The sequence below is a fragment of the Solibacillus sp. FSL R5-0691 genome (assembly GCF_037974225.1).
GTDB lineage: Bacteria > Bacillota > Bacilli > Bacillales_A > Planococcaceae > Solibacillus.
The window spans coordinates 3,300,130-3,320,007 of the sequence record NZ_CP150231.1 but is presented as its reverse complement, the minus strand read 5'-3'; the positions used below and the strand labels follow the sequence as shown (position 1 = coordinate 3,320,007).

Below are 19,878 nucleotides of genomic sequence, written 5' to 3'. Positions count from 1 at the left end.
TTCCATAATTACAGTGTAATGGATTCATAGAAAAAAAGAAAAGAGGGAGGTTTGTCCGAAAAAAATTTCGAAGCAAACCTCTCCTCTTTATTAAAAGAACAGATTTAATATTGTATAAATAATCGCTGCCATGACAGCTGAAATAGGCATTGTAATAATCCATGTTGTAACAATTTTACGAGCCATACCCCAGTTAACGCCTTTTACATTTTGCGCAGAACCAACACCCATAATTGCAGAAGAAATAACATGTGTTGTTGATACAGGCAAGTGAATTAACGTAGCACCGAAAATAATGGATGCGGAAGCAAGGTCTGCAGCAGCACCGTTTACAGGACGGATTTTCATAATTTTACCGCCAACTGTTTTAATGATTTTATAACCACCGATTGAAGTACCAAGACCCATTGCTAAAGCACAGGCGAAACGTACCCAACCTTGTACATCATCCGTTGTTTGCCAATTTGCTGCAATAAGTGCCATCGTAATAATACCCATTGCCTTTTGGGCATCGTTTGTTCCGTGGGTAAAAGATTGAATGGCTGCAGTGAAAATTTGCATAATACGGAAACCTTTATTTGTTTTATAAAGGTTCATATTCTTAAAAATGAATTTCATAATTGTCATCATGATAAAACCAGCACAAATCGCGATGATTGGTGATGCTAATAAAGCGATGATGATTTTTGTGAAGCCGCTATAGTTTAAAACCGCGACTCCAGATGATGCGATGGCAGCACCCGCAATCGAACCGATCAGTGTATGAGAAGAACTTGATGGAATCCCAAAATACCAAGTGACTAAGTTCCAAGTGATCGCCGATAAGAGAGCGGCCAAAATAACAACAGTACCGATTAATGGTGCATCAGGTGTAGATAATGCAAACGGGTCAACAATATCTGACGCAATTGCTTTTGCAACACCTACGAATGTAATGGCACCCACGAAATTCATAATCGCTGCCATGAGTACCGCTACTCGAGGAGGTAGCGCACGTGTTGAAACGGATGTTGCAATCGCATTGGCCGTATCATGAAAACCATTAATGAAGTCAAATGCAAGTGCAAAAAAGACTACTAGGACAGTAATGATAAGTAGTGTATTCATTAAAAGGACTCCTCATTAATTACGCATTACGCATAATGATTGTTTCGATTGTGTTAGCAACTGTTTGGCAGTAGTCGGCAATTTCTTCTAACTGCTCATAAATATCTTTGAATTTAATTAGACGAATAGGATCTTTCTCATTTAAAAACAGCTTTTTAATTGAAGAACGTAAAACTTCATCACATTCGCGTTCGTAATCTTTAATTAAAATTGCGTGCTGACGCATCCCAACAAGATCCTTTTTGTTTAATAGTTCCATCGCTTTTACAATTTCATCAGTAGACTTGGCGATATATGCTAAGAAATCGCGCATCGATTCATCGATTTCTGTTAGGGAAAACATTTCGAAATGTGCAATCGTACCTTCTGCGCCATCTAACACATCATCCATACGAATTGCTAATGATAAAATATCTTCACGCTCAATTGGCGTCATAAATGATTTATTAAGCATGACGATTAATTCATGGATTAATTTATCACCCGCTGTTTCGTATTGTTTCATACGAATGCTGATTTCCTTTAAGTCTGCAACCGTTTCAATGCGGAAATCATTAGCATAGTGGATACCTTCACGCATATTTTCAGCAATTTTCAATAAGGCTGAGAAAAACGGATCTTGCTTCTTTGAACTAAACATGGAATGCCTCCTGGATATATATAATTAAAATAATTTTAAAAATTAACCTCAATTATCATAACAAAAACTTAAAAAAATCTATACAATTTTTACTCTAACCTTATCAATCTTTACAATTCTGTAACAAAAGGAAAAGATGGATAAGTAATTATTTTTGGTCAAAAGATAGAAAAAATACGACTAAACGAGAAAACGGTTTTAATATTATAGTAAATTCCGCAGCTCATTTTCCAAAAATGGCTTCGCGTTTAAAAAGCGTACAAACTCATCATACTTTACACGTTGCTCATGCGTTGGTTTTTTCCCTGTATAATAAGCACGAATCAAAATATTCTTTGGCGTGTTTTCCATATCGATAAATTCCAATAATTGAGTATCGTACCCGACAAGTGACAATAGCTCAGCACGAATTGAATCCGTAGCTAATGCGGCAAAGCGCTCCTTCACTAAACCATGCTGTGTCATAATCGATAAAGCAGGGGATTGCAGCTGACGGTTCAGCTCATGTTGACAGCATGGAACACTTAAAATAACTTTTGCGCCCCATTTCACTGCACGGGCTAATGCCATATCTGTCGCAACATCACAAGCATGAAGTGTTACGACCATATCTACAGTAGTTTCTTCATTAAAGTCATTAATATCCCCAACTAAAAACTGCAGATTTTCATATTGTAAATCAGCTGCAATCCGGTTACATTCCTCAATGACTTCCTTTTTGAGGTCAAGGCCAGTGACATGTATATCAAGACCCTTTTCAACTTTTAAGTAATGATACAAAGCGAATGTTAAATAGGATTTGCCTGAACCGAAATCTAAAATGCGAATCGTTTTGTCTTTCGGCAAATGGGCTAAAGAATCATCGATGAACTCAACAAAGCGATTAATTTGTTTAAACTTATCGTATTTCTGTTTCTTTATTTTTCCATCTTCAGACTGTACTCCTAAACGGACTAAAAATGGATGAATACGGGAATCATCCAATAAATATTGTTTTTTTCTATTGTGGGATAAGTTCACTTGTTTAGTTGTCGCATTTTGATCAGATTTCCAAAGTACTTTGTTTTTCTTCGAGAGCTGCACTTGTACTGTCTGTTCCTGAAACTCGGCATGTACTTGACGGAACTGTTCAAAAAGAGCATCGAGCTTCGCGGCTAAATCTCCCACTGTAATATTTTCATGTTTTAAAATGCGCTCATATTGGTATTCCAGCTGAATCATATATTCTCCGCGAATTTCTACGGGCTTGAGTTTGACCCGTTTCAAGTCACTGGATTTTTGACGTGGCTGGCTAATAGTTGCTTGAAGTAATGTTTTATTAGAAATGAGTGCATGAAGCTGCACTTTCATTTGTTCGAATTCCATAAAAACCGCCTTTTCTATTCATTAATTACTTGGCATAATTGCGTCTCGATTTTTCGAGGCACACAGGATGTAACATATTTAGGCTGACTTCAATTTCCTAAAAACCTGTGACAATTGCCGGGGCTTCTCTTCATTCATCACTCACCAATGAAAGGTGCGTGATGAATGAAGAGAAATAATTGTGACCCTATAGTATCATAATGCGCTTATATGTTGTCATTGTACAGGGTTTTGAATTGTATGTTACGATGGGGAAAAACTATAGATTGTAGCAAGGAGGCAAAAATTTGAAAGATGTTGAAGTATTAATTGAACGCGGTATATTAGTTGGCGTCAATTTACAAAAGGATGAGCATTTTGATTACTCAATGGAAGAGTTGGCAAATTTAGCACAAGCTTTAGATGTGGAAGTTGTCGGCATGGTAACGCAAAATCTGGAGCGTGTGACACCTTCCCATTATGTAGGTACTGGTAAAATTGAAGAAATTAAGGCGTTCTTTGATGAAACAGATGCCAATATTGTTATCTTTAATGATGAACTCTCCCCATCGCAAATCCGTAATTTAGAACGTGATTTACAATGTAAAGTAATTGACCGTACAATGCTGATTTTAGATATTTTCAGTCGCCGTGCAAAAACACGTGAAGCACAATTACAAGTAGAGCTCGCTCAATTACAGTATATGCTTCCGCGCCTAGTCGGGCTCCATGCTTCGCTATCCCGTCAAGGGGGAGGAACAGGAGGCGGCTTTAAAAACCGTGGTGCTGGGGAAACAAAGCTCGAACTTGACCGTCGTAAAATTGAAGATCAGATTTCGAAAATCAAGAAAGAGCTGGAATCTGTTAAAGAGCAGCGTGAAACACAGCGAAAGCAACGTCGTAAAAATGCAGTACCTGTCGTATCAATTGTTGGTTATACAAATGCAGGGAAGTCCACGATTATGAACCAGTTACTTGCAAAGGCGGGGCAAGATGATACGAAGCAAGTGTTTGAAAAGGATATGCTGTTCGCGACACTTGAAACTTCGGTCCGTAATATTGAACTTGAAGATAATAAATCCTTTTTGCTGACTGATACGGTTGGTTTTGTTAGTAAACTTCCGCATCACTTAGTAAAAGCATTCCGATCGACATTGGAAGAAGCACGAGAATCTGACCTGCTGCTGCATGTTGTCGATGTTTCGAATGAGGAATACCGCTTTATGATGGAAGTAACGAATGAAACATTAAAAGCGATTGATGTTGAAAATATTCCTACTATATATGTATACAATAAATCTGACTTAGCCGATGTGGAATATCCGTTAGTAAGCGGGGATAATATTTGGCTTTCTGCGAAGGAAGATAGAGGGCTGGAAGAGTTGCTTCAGCAAATTAAGCAACAGATTTTTGCTAATTATGTTACATGTCAAATGCTTATTCCATATAATCAGGGTGGAATTGTTTCCTATTTAAATGAGCAGGCAACCGTTCTTGAAACCGCATATGAAGAAGAAGGTACATTATTAACGCTTGAACTTAAAGAAGCCGATTATCAAAAGTATGAAATTTATGTTGTGAAATAAAGAAGGAAATACAAAGCTAAAGTACGTTGCTTATGACAGTGCACTTTAGCTTTTTTATTTTTTAATAAAATTTTGTCTTTAAGAAAAGTCAAAATAATTTATTTAGTGAAGTAATTGTTTTATAATACAAAAATCTGTTGTGATGATTTGCTTTATTTGTCTGAAAATATCGAAAAAACATAAAATTATAACATTTTGATTATTTGTTGATTTTAATCAACTATTAGGCTAAAGTGTTCAAGTATATTATTTCAAATGTCAGACAACAGACATCGAAGTTTATTGTCAGAATATTTATTAATCGGGAGGATTTCAAATGTATTCAAAAGAAGAAATCGTGAAGTCCGTTCCTCAAACTGGTTTTGTTGGTCAACCTAAAGGGTTGTTTACACTATTCTTTACAGAGTTTTGGGAACGTTTTTCATATTATGGTATGCGTGCCATTCTATTATTCTACATGTACTATGCAGTTAAAGATGGTGGTTTAGGATTAGATCGTACGCAAGCTAACATTATCATGTCGATTTACGGTTCATTAATCTACATGTCAGGTATTATCGGCGGATGGATCGCTGACCGTATTACGGGTATGCGTAAGGCGATATTCTATGGCGGAATATTAATTATGATAGGTCATATCCTATTGGCCTTGCCGCTTGGTGTAACAGCGCTTTACTTATCGATGTTCTTTATCATCATTGGTACTGGTTTGTTAAAGCCGAACGTTTCATCTGTAGTTGGTGACTTGTATGCAGAAAATGATGCGCGTCGTGATTCAGGGTTCTCAATTTTCTATATGGGTATCAACATGGGTGGTTTCCTGGCACCTTTATTAGTTGGTTTATTCCAAAAAAATTGGGGCTTCCATGCAGGATTCAGTGTTGCTGCAGTAGGTATGTTCATCGGTTTAGTCGTTTACTTAATGTCACAAAAGAGCCTTGGTTTAGCAGGTTCTGTGGCACCAAATCCACTTTCTGGTAAAGAGAAGAAAACGACAACTCGTAACTTCACAATCGGTGGTTTAATTATTGTAATTTTAGGTTTTGTAGCTTATCAAAAAGGATATGCAAGCATTGAAAACTTCTCATTATTAATTACATTCTTAGGTGTAATGATTCCTACGGCTTTCATACTTTATATGTATCGTAGTCCAAAAACAAATGCAGACGAAAAATCTCGTCTATTAGCATATATCCCATTATTCATCTGTGCGGTAATGTTCTGGGCAATTGCTGAACAATCTTCAACAGTTATTGCAACATTCATTGATACACGTACAAACTTAAATCTATGGGGCTTTGAAATTCCGGCTGCATGGTTCCAGTCATTCAATCCATTATTCATTATCGTTCTAGCGCCAATGTTTGCGTTTATGTGGACGAAATTAGCGGATCGCGGACCATCAACTCCGAAGAAATTTGCTTTATCTTTATTCTTTGCAGGTATTTCATTCTTCGTAATGATCGCAGCAATCGTTTTAACTCCGGAAGATACGTTAGTAAATCCACTTTGGGTTGTATTCTCAATCTTCCTGTTAGTATTAGGTGAGCTATTGCTATCACCGGTTGGTCTATCAGCTACAACGAAATTGGCACCAGCTGCATTCGCAGGACAAACAATGGCGTTATGGTTCCTGGCTTCAGCTGCTGCACAAGCAATTAACGCACAGTTAGTTCGTGTTTACGGAATCGTATCTGAAACAACTTACTTTGGTGTATTAGGTGGTTTATCGGTTTTATTAGGTGTTATTATCCTCCTAATTTCACCAATCATCTCTAAAGCAATGCGCGGTATTAAGTAATTTTCAAACCTTTATTTGCAGAATTCCTGCAAATAAAGGTTTTTTCTTTTGGACAATAAGGAATAATAAAAGTTAACTACTTAAAAAGGTAGTATGTGGTATATAATGGGGTTGGGATGATACTTATCAAATCAAAGCGCTTGAAATCTTTGAGTAAGGAAGTATCGATTCTTCACATTAACTTCTTTTAGCAATTGTCAAAAACATTTGCCGAAAGAGACCTACTTGGGTTAAATTCGCTAAATATGGTCGAAAATAACCGGGGTAACCGATATATGTAGAACATTCCCGATGGTTACACATCTTTTTCAAAAATCATGTTACACAGCATGATTGCGGAGAGACACTAAGTAAAGCAAGGCGTTTTTAAGTATGAAGAATAGTAACTATAGGGGAGGCAGAATTATGTTAGAATCAGTGACGATTAAAGAATTAACGACAATTGAACAAATTGAAGAGGCGCGTAATCTAGAGCATGAAATTTGGGCTGTCGGCAGCATTCCGGTACATCAGACAATTGCGACACTTCGTAATGGCGGGATTGTACTCGGTGCATATTTGAATGATGAAATAATTGGTTTTAACTATAGTTGCCCTGGATATATGGATGAGAATATATACTTATATTCCCATATGATTGGTGTGAAGCGTAATTATCGTGAGCAAGGCGTTGGAGAATTGCTAAAAAATTACTTGAAGGATATCGCAATCGAGCGCGGTTACAGAACGTGCCGCTGGACATTTGATCCACTTGAAGCACGCAGCGGGTTTTTAAACTTCTCAAAGTTGCGCAGTTATAGCGATACTTATATAGAAAATTGCTACGGTGAAATGGAAGATCCATTCAATCGGGTATTGCCTACTGACCGTCTTTGTGTAGAATGGCAACTTGTCGATAATGATTACTTGCGCTGGGATGCGAAAGTGGAAGAATTATTGGATGAAGCAAAGCCTGTAGTGAATTGGGAAGAAAACATGGTAGGGCTTCCGACATTGGATCCGGAGCAAAAGTTTGATAAAGAAGAAGCGCTTATTCATGATGCCTATCTGTTGCCTATCCCTACGAACTTCCAGAAAATCAAAGTGGAAAGTGTAGCTTTGGCAGAAGACTGGCGCTATAAAACAAGACATATTTTACAGGCAATGTTTGATCAAAATTATAAAATAATTTATTTAAATAAAATAAATGATAATATTAGCCACTACTTATTAGTAAAGCGTTCATTATTTGCTCTTTAATCATCAGTGAATGGTGCCGCAGCTAAATATTATTAGGAGCAGCAAAGATGAAATTAAAAGAAGTGACAATACATGAACTAGTAATGCGAATGAAAACACCGTTTACGACAAGCTTAGGAACGATGCAAGACAAGCGTTTTTTAGTTGTGGAAGCGACGGATGAAAGTGGTGTTGTCGGCTGGGGTGAAGGAGTAGCATTTGAGGAGCCTTCCTATACAGAAGAAACCTTTAAAACTTCTCTTCATTTATTGGAGGACTTTTTGATTCCTGCATTACTCGGAAAAGAATTAAAGCATCCGGATGATGTGTATGAGCTATTTCGTTCGATTCGCCGCAACAACATGGCAAAAGCATCGATTGAAGGAGCGGTATGGGATATTTATGCTCAATTGACGAACCAATCGTTGTCAAAAGCTGTTGGCGGAGTCCAAGAGAAGATTGAAGTGGGAATCAGCATCGGTTTACAGCCTACAGATGAACAGCTGATTGATACAATTCAGCATTTTTTGGATGAAGGTTATAAGCGAATTAAAGTAAAAATCAAACCGGGAAAAGATATTGAGCTGATCCGAACAATACGGCAAGCATTTCCGGCAATTCCTTTAATGGCAGATGCAAACTCTGCGTATACATTGGATGATATCGATCGGTTAAAAGAGTTGGATCAATTTAATTTAATGATGATTGAGCAGCCTTTAGCGCATGATGACATCATTGATCATGCAATATTGCAGAAGCACATAAAGACTCCGATTTGTTTAGATGAGAGTATTACTTCATTAGAGGATACGAGAAAGGCGATTCAACTAGGCAGCTGTCAGGTGATTAATATTAAAATTGCACGTGTTGGCGGTATTAGCGAGGCAAAACGTATTCATGACTACTGTATGGAACATCATATTCCTGTATGGTGCGGGGGAATGCTGGAAGCGGGGATTGGCCGTGCTCAAAATGTAGCACTGACAAGTCTTGCAAACTTTATAATGCCAGGTGATACCGCAGCCTCTGAACGATATTGGCATGAAGATATCATTGAACCGGCAGTAACCGTTACAGATGGCTATATTACCGTTCCGAAAACAAAAGGTCTAGGCTATCAAGTAAACCGTGATACAATAAATAAATACAGTGTAAATAAAAAAACATATCGAATGTAAATATAAGAGGCTGGACATATGAAGAGTCACCATTGATTAAATAGAAAGCTTTTATAAGAAGTAGATACTTTGAAAAATTGATTGGAATGCAGGGCGAGTGTTCGTGCTGACGGTTTCACCTTTCGCACTGCTAAAACACTAGCTGACGGCTAACGCCTTTCGCTACAAGATTTTCTCTGTGACGAAAGCGTAAGCGTCAGTCACAAGCAAAGCTTCCTGCGGGAAAAGCGTGACGCCTGAGACTAGGAACAAAAGCTAAGAACGCCACGTCCTGTGGCAACGCTTTTGTGACCAACATCCTGTTGGCCTCACGCCCGCGGAAAGCGTCCCGGAATGGAAATCAATTTTTAATGCTCAGCAAAAAACGCTATTTTCTCTTAGAAAAATAGCGTTTTTTGGGTTATGTCCCAGCTTTTTTATTCGATTTTTCTACCTATTAGAATACATACGGGATGTTGTAAATAAAACGGAGAATCGCTATAAAAATACATTTTTCAATCTTTTCCTCTTTTAATACAAGTTTTAATACAAATTGTCTGTTTGATTTTCATTATTAGCAATTATATAATGATGTAGGGAAAGAGATGATTCTCATTTTCATTTAGAATTTACGTATTTAATAAAAATCTAAAATATATATAGAATAGTGGGAGAATTTAATGAGACTTTGGATGCTCGTAGCAGCGACCATCGTTCTGTCCTTTTTATCATTATTTATTGGTGCAATCGATATTAAGCCATCTGATTTATTAGACTGGGAATCAGATAAAATGCAAATTTTCTTAATGAGTCGAGTACCACGATTGATGGCAATTATACTTGCCGGGGCAGGGATGGGTATTTCTGGATTAATTATGCAAAGCTTAAGCCGTAACAAGTTCGTATCGCCGACAACTTCGGGTACGCTCGATGCGGCAAAGTTAGGTATCGTTGTATCAATGATATTTTTCACAAGTGTAGGATATATGGAGAAAATTATTTTCAGCTTTGCCTTTGCACTGATCGGTATGATGGTTTTCATGCGTCTTCTTGAAAGCATTAAATTCAAAGACGTTATTTTTGTACCCCTTATCGGGATTATGTACGGAAATATTATTGGTGCCATTTCAACATTTCTTGCGTATGAGGCAGATGTGTTACAAAGTGTGGATACATTCTTCCTAGGAAGTTTTACGCTTGTTGTCTCAGGTCGCTATGAATTACTTTATATAGCAGTACCTGCAATTTTCCTTGCGTACTTATATGCGAATAAGTTTACAGTGGCAGGTATGGGTGAAGATTTCGCCAAAAACCTTGGCTTAAGCTATCGTACCGTATTAAATCTTGGTTTAGTACTGGTAGCGGTTATATCCACTACAGTTGTTTTGACGGTAGGGATTATTCCTTTCCTTGGATTAATCGTACCGAACTTGGTTTCATTATATATGGGCGACAATTTACGTAAAACGATCCCACATACGATATTCTTAGGTGCAGCATTCCTATTAATGTGTGATATTTTAAGTCGTTTAATAGTATACCCGTTTGAAATTCCAGTAAACACAACGGTAGCGGTAATCGGCAGTGCAATCTTCTTAGTAATGTTGTTTAGGGGGAAAGCATATGCGAAAAAATAGTACGAAGCTAATCTTCTTAGCAGTTATCGCGCTGGTGTGTATTGCGTTATTTGCCTTTTATAATATTCAAGGCGGATTCAGTTATGCCTTTCCAAAGCGATTAGAACGAATTGCGGCAATGGTTATAACAGGGACGGCGATTGCCTATGCAACCGTTACATTCCAGACGGTTACACATAACCGCTTACTGACACCTTCTATGATGGGTGTCGATTCGATGTACGAAGTAGTGCAAACAATTATTTTCTTCTTTGCAGGCTCTGCATCAATCTTTGTAGTAAGCCGTTATTTAAACTTTGGTTTATCAATAGTGGCGATGGTCATTTTCGCCCTGATTTTATACCGTTTCTTATTCCGCGCAGATAAACATCCGATTTTCCTGCTTTTACTTGCCGGAATGATTATCGGAACATTGCTCGGCAGTTTGGTAACATTTTTACAAGTAATAATTGACCCGGTTGAATATGAAAGCTTACAGACACGTTTGTTCGCAAGTTTCATGAATGTAAAAACAGAGCTGCTGCTCATTGCTGTCATTATTTTAGGGGCTGCATTTATTTACGGTTACCGTTTATTGCGCGATTTGGATGTTATGTCACTAGGTCGTGAGAATGCAATAAACTTAGGTGTAAATTATGATAGAATAGTATTAAAAGTATTAATTTTATCTTCAGTTTTAATTGCAACATCTACTGCGCTAGTTGGTCCGATTACGTTTTTAGGGCTAATCGTTTCTAACTTGGCTTATCAGTTTTTTGCTACGTACAAGCATTCCGTTTTAATAGTGGGTGCGAGTTTAATTAGTGTTATTGCACTTGTCGGTGGGCAGTTTTTAGTACTGCATGTATTCCAGTTAAGTACAACGATCAGTGTTATTATTAACTTTGTCGGTGGACTTTACTTTATTTACCTAATACTGAAGGAAAGTAGGAAAGCAGGATGATTGAAATTAAAGGGCTTTCTAAAAGCTTTGGAAAAAAACCGGTCGTTGAGGATGTCTCATTAACTATACAGCCGAAAGCAATCACTTCATTTATCGGACCGAATGGAGCAGGTAAATCAACATTATTATCAATGGTAAGCCGATTGCTTGATGCAGATACAGGTGAAGTATTTTTAGATCAAAGCGATGTTAAAAAAATGAAATCCAATGATTTTGCAAAACGCGTCGCAATTTTACGCCAGTCAAATCATTTAAATGTACGTTTAACCGTTCGTGAGCTTGTATCATTTGGGCGTTATCCATATTCGAAAGGTCGTTTGACTCCGGAAGATGAACAGCATATTGACCGTGCGATTGAATATATGACATTGGGAGATATGGAACATAAGTTTTTGGATGAACTATCTGGTGGTCAAAAGCAGCGTGCCTTTATCTCAATGGTAATTGCTCAGGATACGGAATATATATTATTGGATGAGCCATTGAACAACTTGGATATGAAGCATTCTGTGCAGATTATGAAAATTTTACGTAAGCTTGTTGATGAATTGGGCAAAACAGTAGTAATTGTTTTGCATGATATTAACTTTGCTTCAGTATATTCAGATCGGATTGTCGCTTTAAAAGATGGACGTCTTGTAAAAGATGGCCCAACAAATGAGATTATTAACTCAGAAGCATTACGAGAAGTATATGATATGCATATTCCGGTGCAAGAACAAGATGGATGTCGCATTTGTGTATACTTTAATTCACACAGTTAAATAAATTTGGAAATAAATGCATAGGTTTGCTCGCTTATGCATTTATTTTATGAATTTAATTGAGAATGAATATTAGTTTCAGAATATTCGTTGACAAGTATGTACAGTTGTTTTACACTAACGTTAGTTAATTGAAAACGATTATCACTCTCGCTTGAGGGCATATTAGGAGGAAAAGTAATAATGAAAAAGTGGAAATTTTTAACGGCAGCAGCATTAACATTAATGTTAGCAGCATGTGGTTCAGACGAAGAAACATCTACAAAAGATGACACGAACGAACCAGCTAAAACAGAAGAAACAACTTCATCTACAGAAGCTTCAGCTTTCCCAATGACAGTTTCTCCATTATCAGCAGGTAGTGAAACAGAAGATGGTAAGTCTCTTACTTTTGAAGATGTAACATTTGAAGAAATGCCAAAAAATATCGTAGTATTTGACTACGGTTTCTTAGATACACTTGATGCATTAGGTGTTGAAGGTATCGTTGGTATCGCTGCAAACGGCGGTAAAGGTAACTTCCCTGAGCATTTAAAAGAAAAATATTTAACTGATTCAGTTACTGACGTTGGTTCTTTAAAACAAATCGACTTCGAAAAAGTTGCAGCTGCTAATCCGGATGCAATCTTCATCTCAGGTCGTCAAGGTTCTTTCTATGAAGAATTAAAAGAAATTACACCAAACGTAGTATTCATCGGTTCTGATAACTCGAACTATGTTGATGGCGTATTTGAAACAGTTGACTTAGCTGCTGAAATCTTCGGCAAACAAGAAAAAGCTGAAGAATTAAAAGCTGCATTACAAGAAAAAGTTGATGCTGTTAAAGAAAAAGCAGCTGGTTATGAAAATGCATTAGTAGCAATGTACAACGACAAAAAGATCTCTGGTTTCGACAATGGTGAAGATTCTCGTTTCGCATACGTGTACAATGACTTTGGTTTCAAACCATCAACAACTGATATCAAAGCTTCATCACACGGTTCTGACTTCTCTTACGAATCAATTCTTTCTGTAGATCCAGAAGTATTATTAATTATTGACCGTACAGCATCAGATGTAGATACAATCAAAGCTGACATCGAAAACGATATCATCAAAAAAACTCGCGCTTACAAAGAAGGCAAAATTGTTTACCTTGATGGCGTAAACTGGTACTTCTCTTCTAACGGTGTAACAACTGAAGCAGAGAAATTAGATGAAATCTTAAACGAATTAAAATAGTATAATAAGTATGGCATGTCTCTCAACAAGAGGCATGCCATTTTTAAAAGAGAGGGGAACTTAAATGTTCGTACAAATTCGCAAATGGATTGTAACAGAAGGCAACTCCGATAAAATTATTGAGCGCTTTAGTAAAAAACCAGGTCAAGGCCCATCGATGCTTGAACAACGTGAAGGCTTTATCGGCCGTGAACTACTTGTAAAAAATGTTCGCCGTGGTGAAGAGGAAGTTGTAATGATTGTTCGCTGGGAATCAGAGGATGCATGGAAAGCCTGGGAAAAGAGCCCGGAGCATATTGCAGGCCATAAAGCGAAAATTAAAGAGCATGGTGGTAAACCACCAAAACCGGAATTCGTTATTTCGATGGAACACGGAAATTATACAGTTGTGGAATAATGATTGATTAAGGGAGAATCTACTTTGCAGAAATTTATTTTGCGAAGTGGATTTTTATTTTTTTGTATATTACATATAATAATAGGGTAAGTAGAATAACAGTTTGACTGAAGAAAGTAGGTGTTTATTTGAAAAAAATAACTTCAATTTTTGCACTTGTTACATTGTTAGTATTTATTATTATTGCTTTAAATTTTGATACACCAAGCTTTGAGGCATTCGATATAAAAATCCGTTCATTATTATTTGGAAATAGTTTTATTATCTTATTTCACAATTTGGGAGAAACTAAGTTTATTATTGTGGCAACCGTTATTATGCTGCTGTATTTAGCATTCTTCAAAAGAGATTTTCGCAGTGTGCTTTTTGTATTACTTACAGTTGGTGTGGGAAATGGACTAAACCAGTTATTAAAGCGTATTTTTGCACGACCACGCCCAGAGCTTGAAGATCAGCTATCTTCGTTTAGCTTTCCTTCCGGACACGCACAAATTAGTGTGATGTTCTTTTTAACACTGGCATATTTGATTGTGAAATGGCTAAAAAACAAGAAGTGGAAATTTACTACATATACTATAATGCTGATTCTTATTTTTTTAATAGGATTATCACGTATAGCGGAAGGCCGTCACTATGCAACGGATGTTTTAGCAGGGTGGAGTATCGGGTATACTTGGTTTATCATATGCGTATTATGGTATGAGTCAAAAAAACATAAATAGCAGTAAGGGGTTCCTGATACATAGGGATCCCTTTTTTAGTAAAATGATTTGGTTTCTCGCATAAGATGTTTCCTAATTGAAAAAAGTTGCACATAGGAAACTTTGTGCGTATAATGTGAGAAAAGAATTATAAAGAAGGAGAATAGTATGGATGAGAATGTATTATTAGCACTGGGCTTAACATTATTTGCAGGGCTTGCTACTGGTATTGGCAGCCTGATCGCTTTTTTTACAACGCGTACCAATAAGAGATTTCTTTCAGTAGCATTAGGTTTTTCGGCCGGTGTTATGATTTATGTATCGCTTGTTGAAATTTTTGTAAAAGCAAAAGATGCATTAGTAAATGTTCACGGGGAAACAGTTGGGTACTGGTATACAATCATCGGCTTTTTCGGTGGTATGCTTGTCATTGCCCTAATCGACCGCTTTATTCCGAAAGGGAAAAATCCGCATGAAGTAAAATCTGTAGAGGATGTTCAAAAGGCTCAATTGATCGGAAATGAAGATGTAGAAGCAGATCGCCTCATGAAAATGGGATTATTTACAGCGCTGGCAATCGGGATTCATAACTTTCCGGAAGGTATTGCGACTTTCATGGCAGTATTGCAAGACCCGAATGTCGGAATCGCGATTGCCATTGCGGTAGCCATTCATAATATCCCGGAAGGTATTGCGGTAGCCATTCCAATTTTTTATGCAACAGGGAAGCGTATGAAGGCATTTAAATGGTCGTTCGCCTCTGGTTTATCAGAGCCGCTCGGTGCATTTATTGCCTACTTAGTACTAATGCAATTTATGACAGATACATTGTTCGGTATTGTTTTTGCTGGTGTTGCAGGGATTATGGTATTTATTTCGATTGATGAGCTGTTGCCGGCAGCCAAAAAGTACGATGAAGCCCATTCTTCTATTTACGGATTAATAGCAGGTATGGCAGTGATGGCCATCAGTTTAGTGATGTTAACTTAAGTTAATAACTTCACAAAAAAGCCAGCATTTCCTAATGGAGCATGCTGGCTTTAATGCTTTTCTATTATGATGCGGCTGTTACATTTTCAGATGCAACAGTAAATGTTGTATTCGGGTATTCATTTTTTTCAATTTCATCAAGCAATGCGACAGCAAAATCAGCATAACTGATATAACTGTTAAATTGTGAGTTTACTAAAATTTTCTCTTCACCTTTAATGTAATGGCCGGTACGTGGTCCATCCGAATCGAACATAGCAGATGGGATAGCAAAGGACCAGTGAATTGAAGAGCCTTCCAAATCACGCAAGTTCTGCAGTTGAGCCTTTGCTGTAACAGCAAGGTCTTCAGGATAATCCTCGAGATCCATAAGACGAACTGTTTTTTCGCGGTCAACAAATAGGCAACCCGAACTACCGATCACAAATAATTTTTTTTCTGTACCTTCCAGTAAAGAAATCAAATGTTCACCGGCATCGACGTGTAAATGTTCATCTCCTGGTAGTGGAGCAAAAGCATTAATTAAAATATCGAAAGGAGCGATTTGTTCCTTTGTTAATTTAAATAGGTCGCTTTCAATGATATTAATATTATTTTCTTGGACTGTTGCTTTATTTTTTACAATCGCTGTCACATCGAACTTTCGCATGATTGCTTCTCGTAATATATGAGTCCCTGCCTTACCCGCAGCCCCAATAACTGCAATTTTCATAAACATTACCCCTTTCTAACAGTAGATTTATTAATATACCCATATTTAACGGGAATTATGCATAAAAGACAAAATTACATATAAAAAAACAAAAAATGTACGCTATTCGAAATTGAATAACGTACATTAACTATCATTATGAGCTTGTTATCTATAACTTTGTAAATTAATTAACTGTGACAGTTGAGCCCGATGGTGATGCAGTTGTTGCTACCACTTGGTGATCCGGGAATTGCTGTTGCATTGAAGCGACAAATTGTTCGGAAATAGCGGACGGAATCATCGAGATTAAAGTTGGCCCAGCACCGCTTAAAGCTGTTCCATATGCGCCAGCTTTTTTTGCTGCTTCGCGAATCTCATTATAAGAAGGAATAAGATTTGATCGGAAAGGCTCATGGAAAAGATCTGCTTCCATATAACGCCCGATTCGTACATAATCCTTCGCAATAAGGGAAGCGGCGAGCATATTTGCATTGGCACTTGCCCGCACTGCATAACTTCGCTGCAGCTGTTCCGGTAAAACACCACGTGATGCCGCAGTTTTAAGTTCAACGTTCGGAATGAAGACAACGAATACTGCATCCATTTCCCGAATATGAAGTGTATCGACAATTCCTGCTTCATCCATTGAAGAAATCGTCAATCCGCCTAAAACCGAAGCGGTCGCATTATCAGGATGACCTTCAATCTGAGAAGAAATATTCAGTTTATCCTGTTGCGATAATTTCAGATTTCCTAAAATATCGGCTAATTCTATAGCACCGACAATTGCAGCCGCACTGCTGCCGATTCCACGTGCAAGCGGGAGCTCACTCGTCATTTCAATTTTACATGGAGGCAGCACGGCATGATATTGCTGTGCCACTTGCTGCGCTATCGTATAAATTAAATGTGTTTCGACTGTCGTATCAGAGGGCACATTGTCACCAATATGCACAAATTCCCACTCGTCTTGTAATGTGACATCCAATGTTAGATAAAGTGAAAGTCCAAGACCGATGGAATCAAATCCAGGACCTAAATTTGCTGTACTGCCAGGAACTTTGATTTGCCACTTCTTACTCATAGACTAAATACGCCCTCGATGTAATTACGGATTTCCTGCTCATCATTTTGAAGTGAGACAAGGTCTACTGTCGAAACATTCATCGCTGTATCTGGGTCCTTTAAGCCGTTTCCGGTAAACACTGTAACAACACGACTGCCAGCAGCAATTTTACCTGCTTTTACAGATTTAATGACACCAGCTAATGATGCTGCCGAACCAGGTTCAACAAAGATCCCTTCTCTGTTGGCAATTAGTTTATAAGCATCTAAAATTTCATCATCTGTTACTGAATCAATTAAACCGCCTGACTCATCACGGGCAGTTTCAGCGAACTTCCAGCTTGCAGGGTTTCCGATACGAATCGCTGTTGCAACTGTTTCCGGGTCTGCAATTGGTGCTCCTTGCACGATAGCAGCAGCACCCTCTGCTTCAAAGCCGTACATTTTAGGAAGGCCACTTTGTTTTGCTTCATTATATTCTTTGAAGCCTTTCCAGTAAGCTGTAATATTCCCCGCGTTCCCTACAGGAATACATAAGTAATCAGGAGCTTGACCTAGTTGATCAACAATTTCAAAAGCCGCTGTTTTTTGACCTTCAATACGATATGGGTTTACAGAGTTCACAAGTGCGATCGGAGTATTTTCACTGATTTTGCGCACAATATTTAATGCATCATCAAAGTTGCCGTCAATTTCAATAATTTTTGCACCATACATGCAAGCTTGTGCCAATTTACCGAGTGCTACTTTGCCTTTAGGAATGACAACGATTGACTGGATGCCTGCACGAGCAGCATATGCAGCCGCCGCCGCAGAAGTATTGCCTGTCGATGCGCAAATGACAACTTTAGAGCCTTCTTCGATAGCTTTGGCAACAGCAAATACCATCCCGCGGTCTTTAAATGAACCGGTTGGGTTAGCGCCTTCAATTTTTCCGTATAACTCAATTCCAAGTTCCTTAGATAAATTTACTAATGGAATCAGTGGTGTATTTCCTTCATTTAGTGATAATGCAGGTGTATTTTCAGTAACAGGTAGGTACTGTTTATATTCTTCGATAAGACCTTTCCACATAGATAATAAACTCCTTCTGTTCTCGCTAGATGAACATTTGTTTTTGTATACAAGACATTTTATACCTATGCGTCCCTTATTTCAATAGGAATTGCTAAATTGTCGGAACAATTCGTTAAGTTAAAAAAATGTTGTCACTTTTAAGAAATAAATGTATGATAGTAACGTTGTTAAGTCAAGTGTAAAGACACATGGAAGGTGGAAAAGTAATGTCGGTGGAAACAAAGGATCAAAAGCCCCTATCACGTAATAAACTTCTACGTATAGCAGGGGTTGGATGGATGTTCGATGCAATGGATGTCGGAATACTATCTTTTATCATTGCAGCGCTTGCAGTTGACTGGGGTTTAAATAGTAGTCAAATGGGCTGGATTGCAAGTGTAAACTCAATTGGTATGGCAGTTGGTGCATTGTTTTTTGGTGCACTCGCAGATAAAGTTGGACGTAAACAAATATTTATGTGGACACTAATAATATTCTCCGTTGCAAGTGGTTTATCCGCATTTACAACAACTTTGACACTGTTTTTAATTTTACGCTTTTTTGTTGGTATGGGGCTTGGCGGGGAATTACCTGTCGCATCCACGCTTGTATCTGAAAGTGTAAAAGCTGAGGAACGCGGAAGAGTGGTTGTTTTACTTGAAAGTTTTTGGGCTGGTGGCTGGCTGATTGCCGCACTGATTGCCTATTTCGTTATACCGGCTGAGTTTTGGCCGATTGAAGGATGGCGCGTTGCCTTATTAATTACGGCAATACCGGCACTATATGCAATTTATATAAGAATGAAATTACCGGACTCTCCACAGTTCAGAGTAAAAGAAGAATCGAAAAAACGCTCGGTGTTGCAAAATATCGCAACATTGTGGGAGAAAAAATATGCCCGTTCTACACTGATGCTTTGGATTTTATGGTTTGCAGTTGTATTTTCTTACTACGGGATGTTTTTATGGTTACCAAGTGTAATGGTAGGTAAAGGATTTGATTTAATATCAAGTTTTAAATATGTATTAATCATGACTTTGGCCCAATTACCAGGCTATTTTACAGCTGCTTGGTTCATTGAAAAGTTTGGGCGCAAATTTGTACTAGTTACATATTTATTAGGTACGGCAGCAAGTGCCTATGTATTCGGCAGTGCAGAAACGATCGAAGTATTATTAATTTCAGGTATGTTGCTTTCATTCTTCAACTTAGGAGCATGGGGAGCCTTATATGCGTATACACCTGAGCAATATCCGGCAATTGTACGCGGTACAGGCGCAGGTATGGCCGCAGCAATAGGTCGTGTAGGCGGTATTTTTGGTCCGCTATTAGTTGGGACACTACTGACAAAAGGTTTTGATATCAGCTATATATTCGCGATTTTCTGTGTAGCGATCGTCATAGGTGTGCTAGCGGTTATCTTCTTAGGAAAAGAAACGAAGCAAACGGAACTACTATAGTTGTAAATTATTAGAATTGATGTACTTTATAATAATGAATAGGGATCTGTGCTAATAAAATAGCCCAGGTCCTTTTTGTTGTTGAAGTACTGGAAAA

The 19,878-nt window shown here is 37.9% G+C and carries 18 protein-coding genes; 12 read left to right on the top strand and 6 right to left on the bottom strand.

Annotated features, from left to right (window positions below):
* Positions 1–90: 90 nt before the first annotated feature.
* From MKY51_RS16705 to MKY51_RS16695, 3 genes are all read right to left on the bottom strand, one after another.
* Positions 91–1,107, bottom strand: coding sequence for an inorganic phosphate transporter (locus MKY51_RS16705; protein ID WP_339174153.1), 1,017 nt, complete (start codon positions 1,105–1,107; stop codon positions 91–93).
* Positions 1,108–1,126: 19 nt separating this feature from the next.
* Positions 1,127–1,747: a DUF47 domain-containing protein gene (locus MKY51_RS16700; RefSeq protein WP_008405849.1), complete on the bottom strand. Its 621-nt coding sequence runs from the start codon at positions 1,745–1,747 to the stop codon at positions 1,127–1,129.
* Positions 1,748–1,951: 204 nt separating this feature from the next.
* Positions 1,952–3,112, bottom strand: a complete 1,161-nt coding sequence (locus MKY51_RS16695; RefSeq protein WP_339174150.1) for an SAM-dependent methyltransferase — start codon at positions 3,110–3,112, stop codon at positions 1,952–1,954.
* Between the two features lie 287 nt (positions 3,113–3,399).
* On the opposite strand from MKY51_RS16695, the gene hflX reads away from it, so the two are divergent.
* The 11 genes from hflX (at position 3,400) to zupT (ending at position 15,506) form a co-directional block, all read left to right on the top strand.
* Complete coding sequence (gene hflX / locus MKY51_RS16690; protein WP_339174148.1) at positions 3,400–4,677, top strand: GTPase HflX; 1,278 nt, start codon at positions 3,400–3,402, stop codon at positions 4,675–4,677.
* 316 nt (positions 4,678–4,993) lie between these two features.
* Positions 4,994–6,478, top strand: a complete 1,485-nt coding sequence (locus tag MKY51_RS16685) for a peptide MFS transporter (protein WP_339174145.1) — start codon at positions 4,994–4,996, stop codon at positions 6,476–6,478.
* A gap of 405 nt (positions 6,479–6,883) precedes the next feature.
* Positions 6,884–7,717, top strand: a complete 834-nt coding sequence (locus MKY51_RS16680; protein WP_339174143.1) for a GNAT family N-acetyltransferase — start codon at positions 6,884–6,886, stop codon at positions 7,715–7,717.
* Between the two features lie 47 nt (positions 7,718–7,764).
* Positions 7,765–8,874: an o-succinylbenzoate synthase gene (menC, locus tag MKY51_RS16675; RefSeq protein WP_339174140.1), complete on the top strand. Its 1,110-nt coding sequence runs from the start codon at positions 7,765–7,767 to the stop codon at positions 8,872–8,874.
* A gap of 659 nt (positions 8,875–9,533) precedes the next feature.
* The gene (locus MKY51_RS16670; RefSeq protein WP_339174137.1) at positions 9,534–10,490 is read left to right on the top strand and encodes an ABC transporter permease; all 957 of its coding nucleotides are present in this window, start codon (positions 9,534–9,536) and stop codon (positions 10,488–10,490) included.
* Positions 10,477–11,433, top strand: coding sequence for an iron chelate uptake ABC transporter family permease subunit (locus MKY51_RS16665; RefSeq protein ID WP_339174134.1), 957 nt, complete (start codon positions 10,477–10,479; stop codon positions 11,431–11,433). The genes MKY51_RS16670 and MKY51_RS16665 overlap by 14 nt, the downstream gene beginning before the upstream one ends.
* Complete coding sequence (locus MKY51_RS16660) at positions 11,430–12,197, top strand: ABC transporter ATP-binding protein (protein ID WP_079523338.1); 768 nt, start codon at positions 11,430–11,432, stop codon at positions 12,195–12,197. The genes MKY51_RS16665 and MKY51_RS16660 overlap by 4 nt, the downstream gene beginning before the upstream one ends.
* A 183-nt stretch (positions 12,198–12,380) precedes the next feature.
* On the top strand, positions 12,381–13,418 hold the full coding sequence (locus MKY51_RS16655) for a siderophore ABC transporter substrate-binding protein (RefSeq protein ID WP_339174129.1): 1,038 nt from the start codon (positions 12,381–12,383) through the stop codon (positions 13,416–13,418).
* A gap of 64 nt (positions 13,419–13,482) precedes the next feature.
* On the top strand, positions 13,483–13,815 hold the full coding sequence (locus MKY51_RS16650; RefSeq protein WP_339174126.1) for an antibiotic biosynthesis monooxygenase: 333 nt from the start codon (positions 13,483–13,485) through the stop codon (positions 13,813–13,815).
* A 128-nt stretch (positions 13,816–13,943) separates the two neighbouring features.
* Complete coding sequence (locus MKY51_RS16645) at positions 13,944–14,537, top strand: phosphatase PAP2 family protein (RefSeq protein ID WP_339174124.1); 594 nt, start codon at positions 13,944–13,946, stop codon at positions 14,535–14,537.
* A gap of 147 nt (positions 14,538–14,684) precedes the next feature.
* Positions 14,685–15,506 (top strand): zinc transporter ZupT, encoded by an 822-nt coding sequence (zupT, locus tag MKY51_RS16640; protein ID WP_339174122.1) that lies wholly within the window; start codon positions 14,685–14,687, stop codon positions 15,504–15,506.
* Between the two features lie 64 nt (positions 15,507–15,570).
* On the opposite strand, the gene MKY51_RS16635 is transcribed toward zupT, so the two are convergent.
* From MKY51_RS16635 to thrC, 3 genes are all read right to left on the bottom strand, one after another.
* Entirely contained in the window at positions 15,571–16,218 is a 648-nt protein-coding gene (locus MKY51_RS16635; RefSeq protein WP_339174119.1) for an NAD(P)H-binding protein, read from the bottom strand.
* A 166-nt stretch (positions 16,219–16,384) separates the two neighbouring features.
* Positions 16,385–17,284 (bottom strand): homoserine kinase, encoded by a 900-nt coding sequence (thrB, locus tag MKY51_RS16630; protein ID WP_339174117.1) that lies wholly within the window; start codon positions 17,282–17,284, stop codon positions 16,385–16,387.
* On the bottom strand, positions 17,281–18,339 hold the full coding sequence (gene thrC / locus MKY51_RS16625; RefSeq protein WP_339174114.1) for a threonine synthase: 1,059 nt from the start codon (positions 18,337–18,339) through the stop codon (positions 17,281–17,283). Before thrC ends, thrB begins: the two co-directional genes overlap by 4 nt.
* Positions 18,340–18,548: 209 nt before the next feature.
* Between thrC and MKY51_RS16620 the strand changes: the two genes are divergently transcribed.
* Complete coding sequence (locus MKY51_RS16620) at positions 18,549–19,781, top strand: MFS transporter (RefSeq protein ID WP_339174112.1); 1,233 nt, start codon at positions 18,549–18,551, stop codon at positions 19,779–19,781.
* The last annotated feature ends 97 nt before the right edge of the window (positions 19,782–19,878 follow it).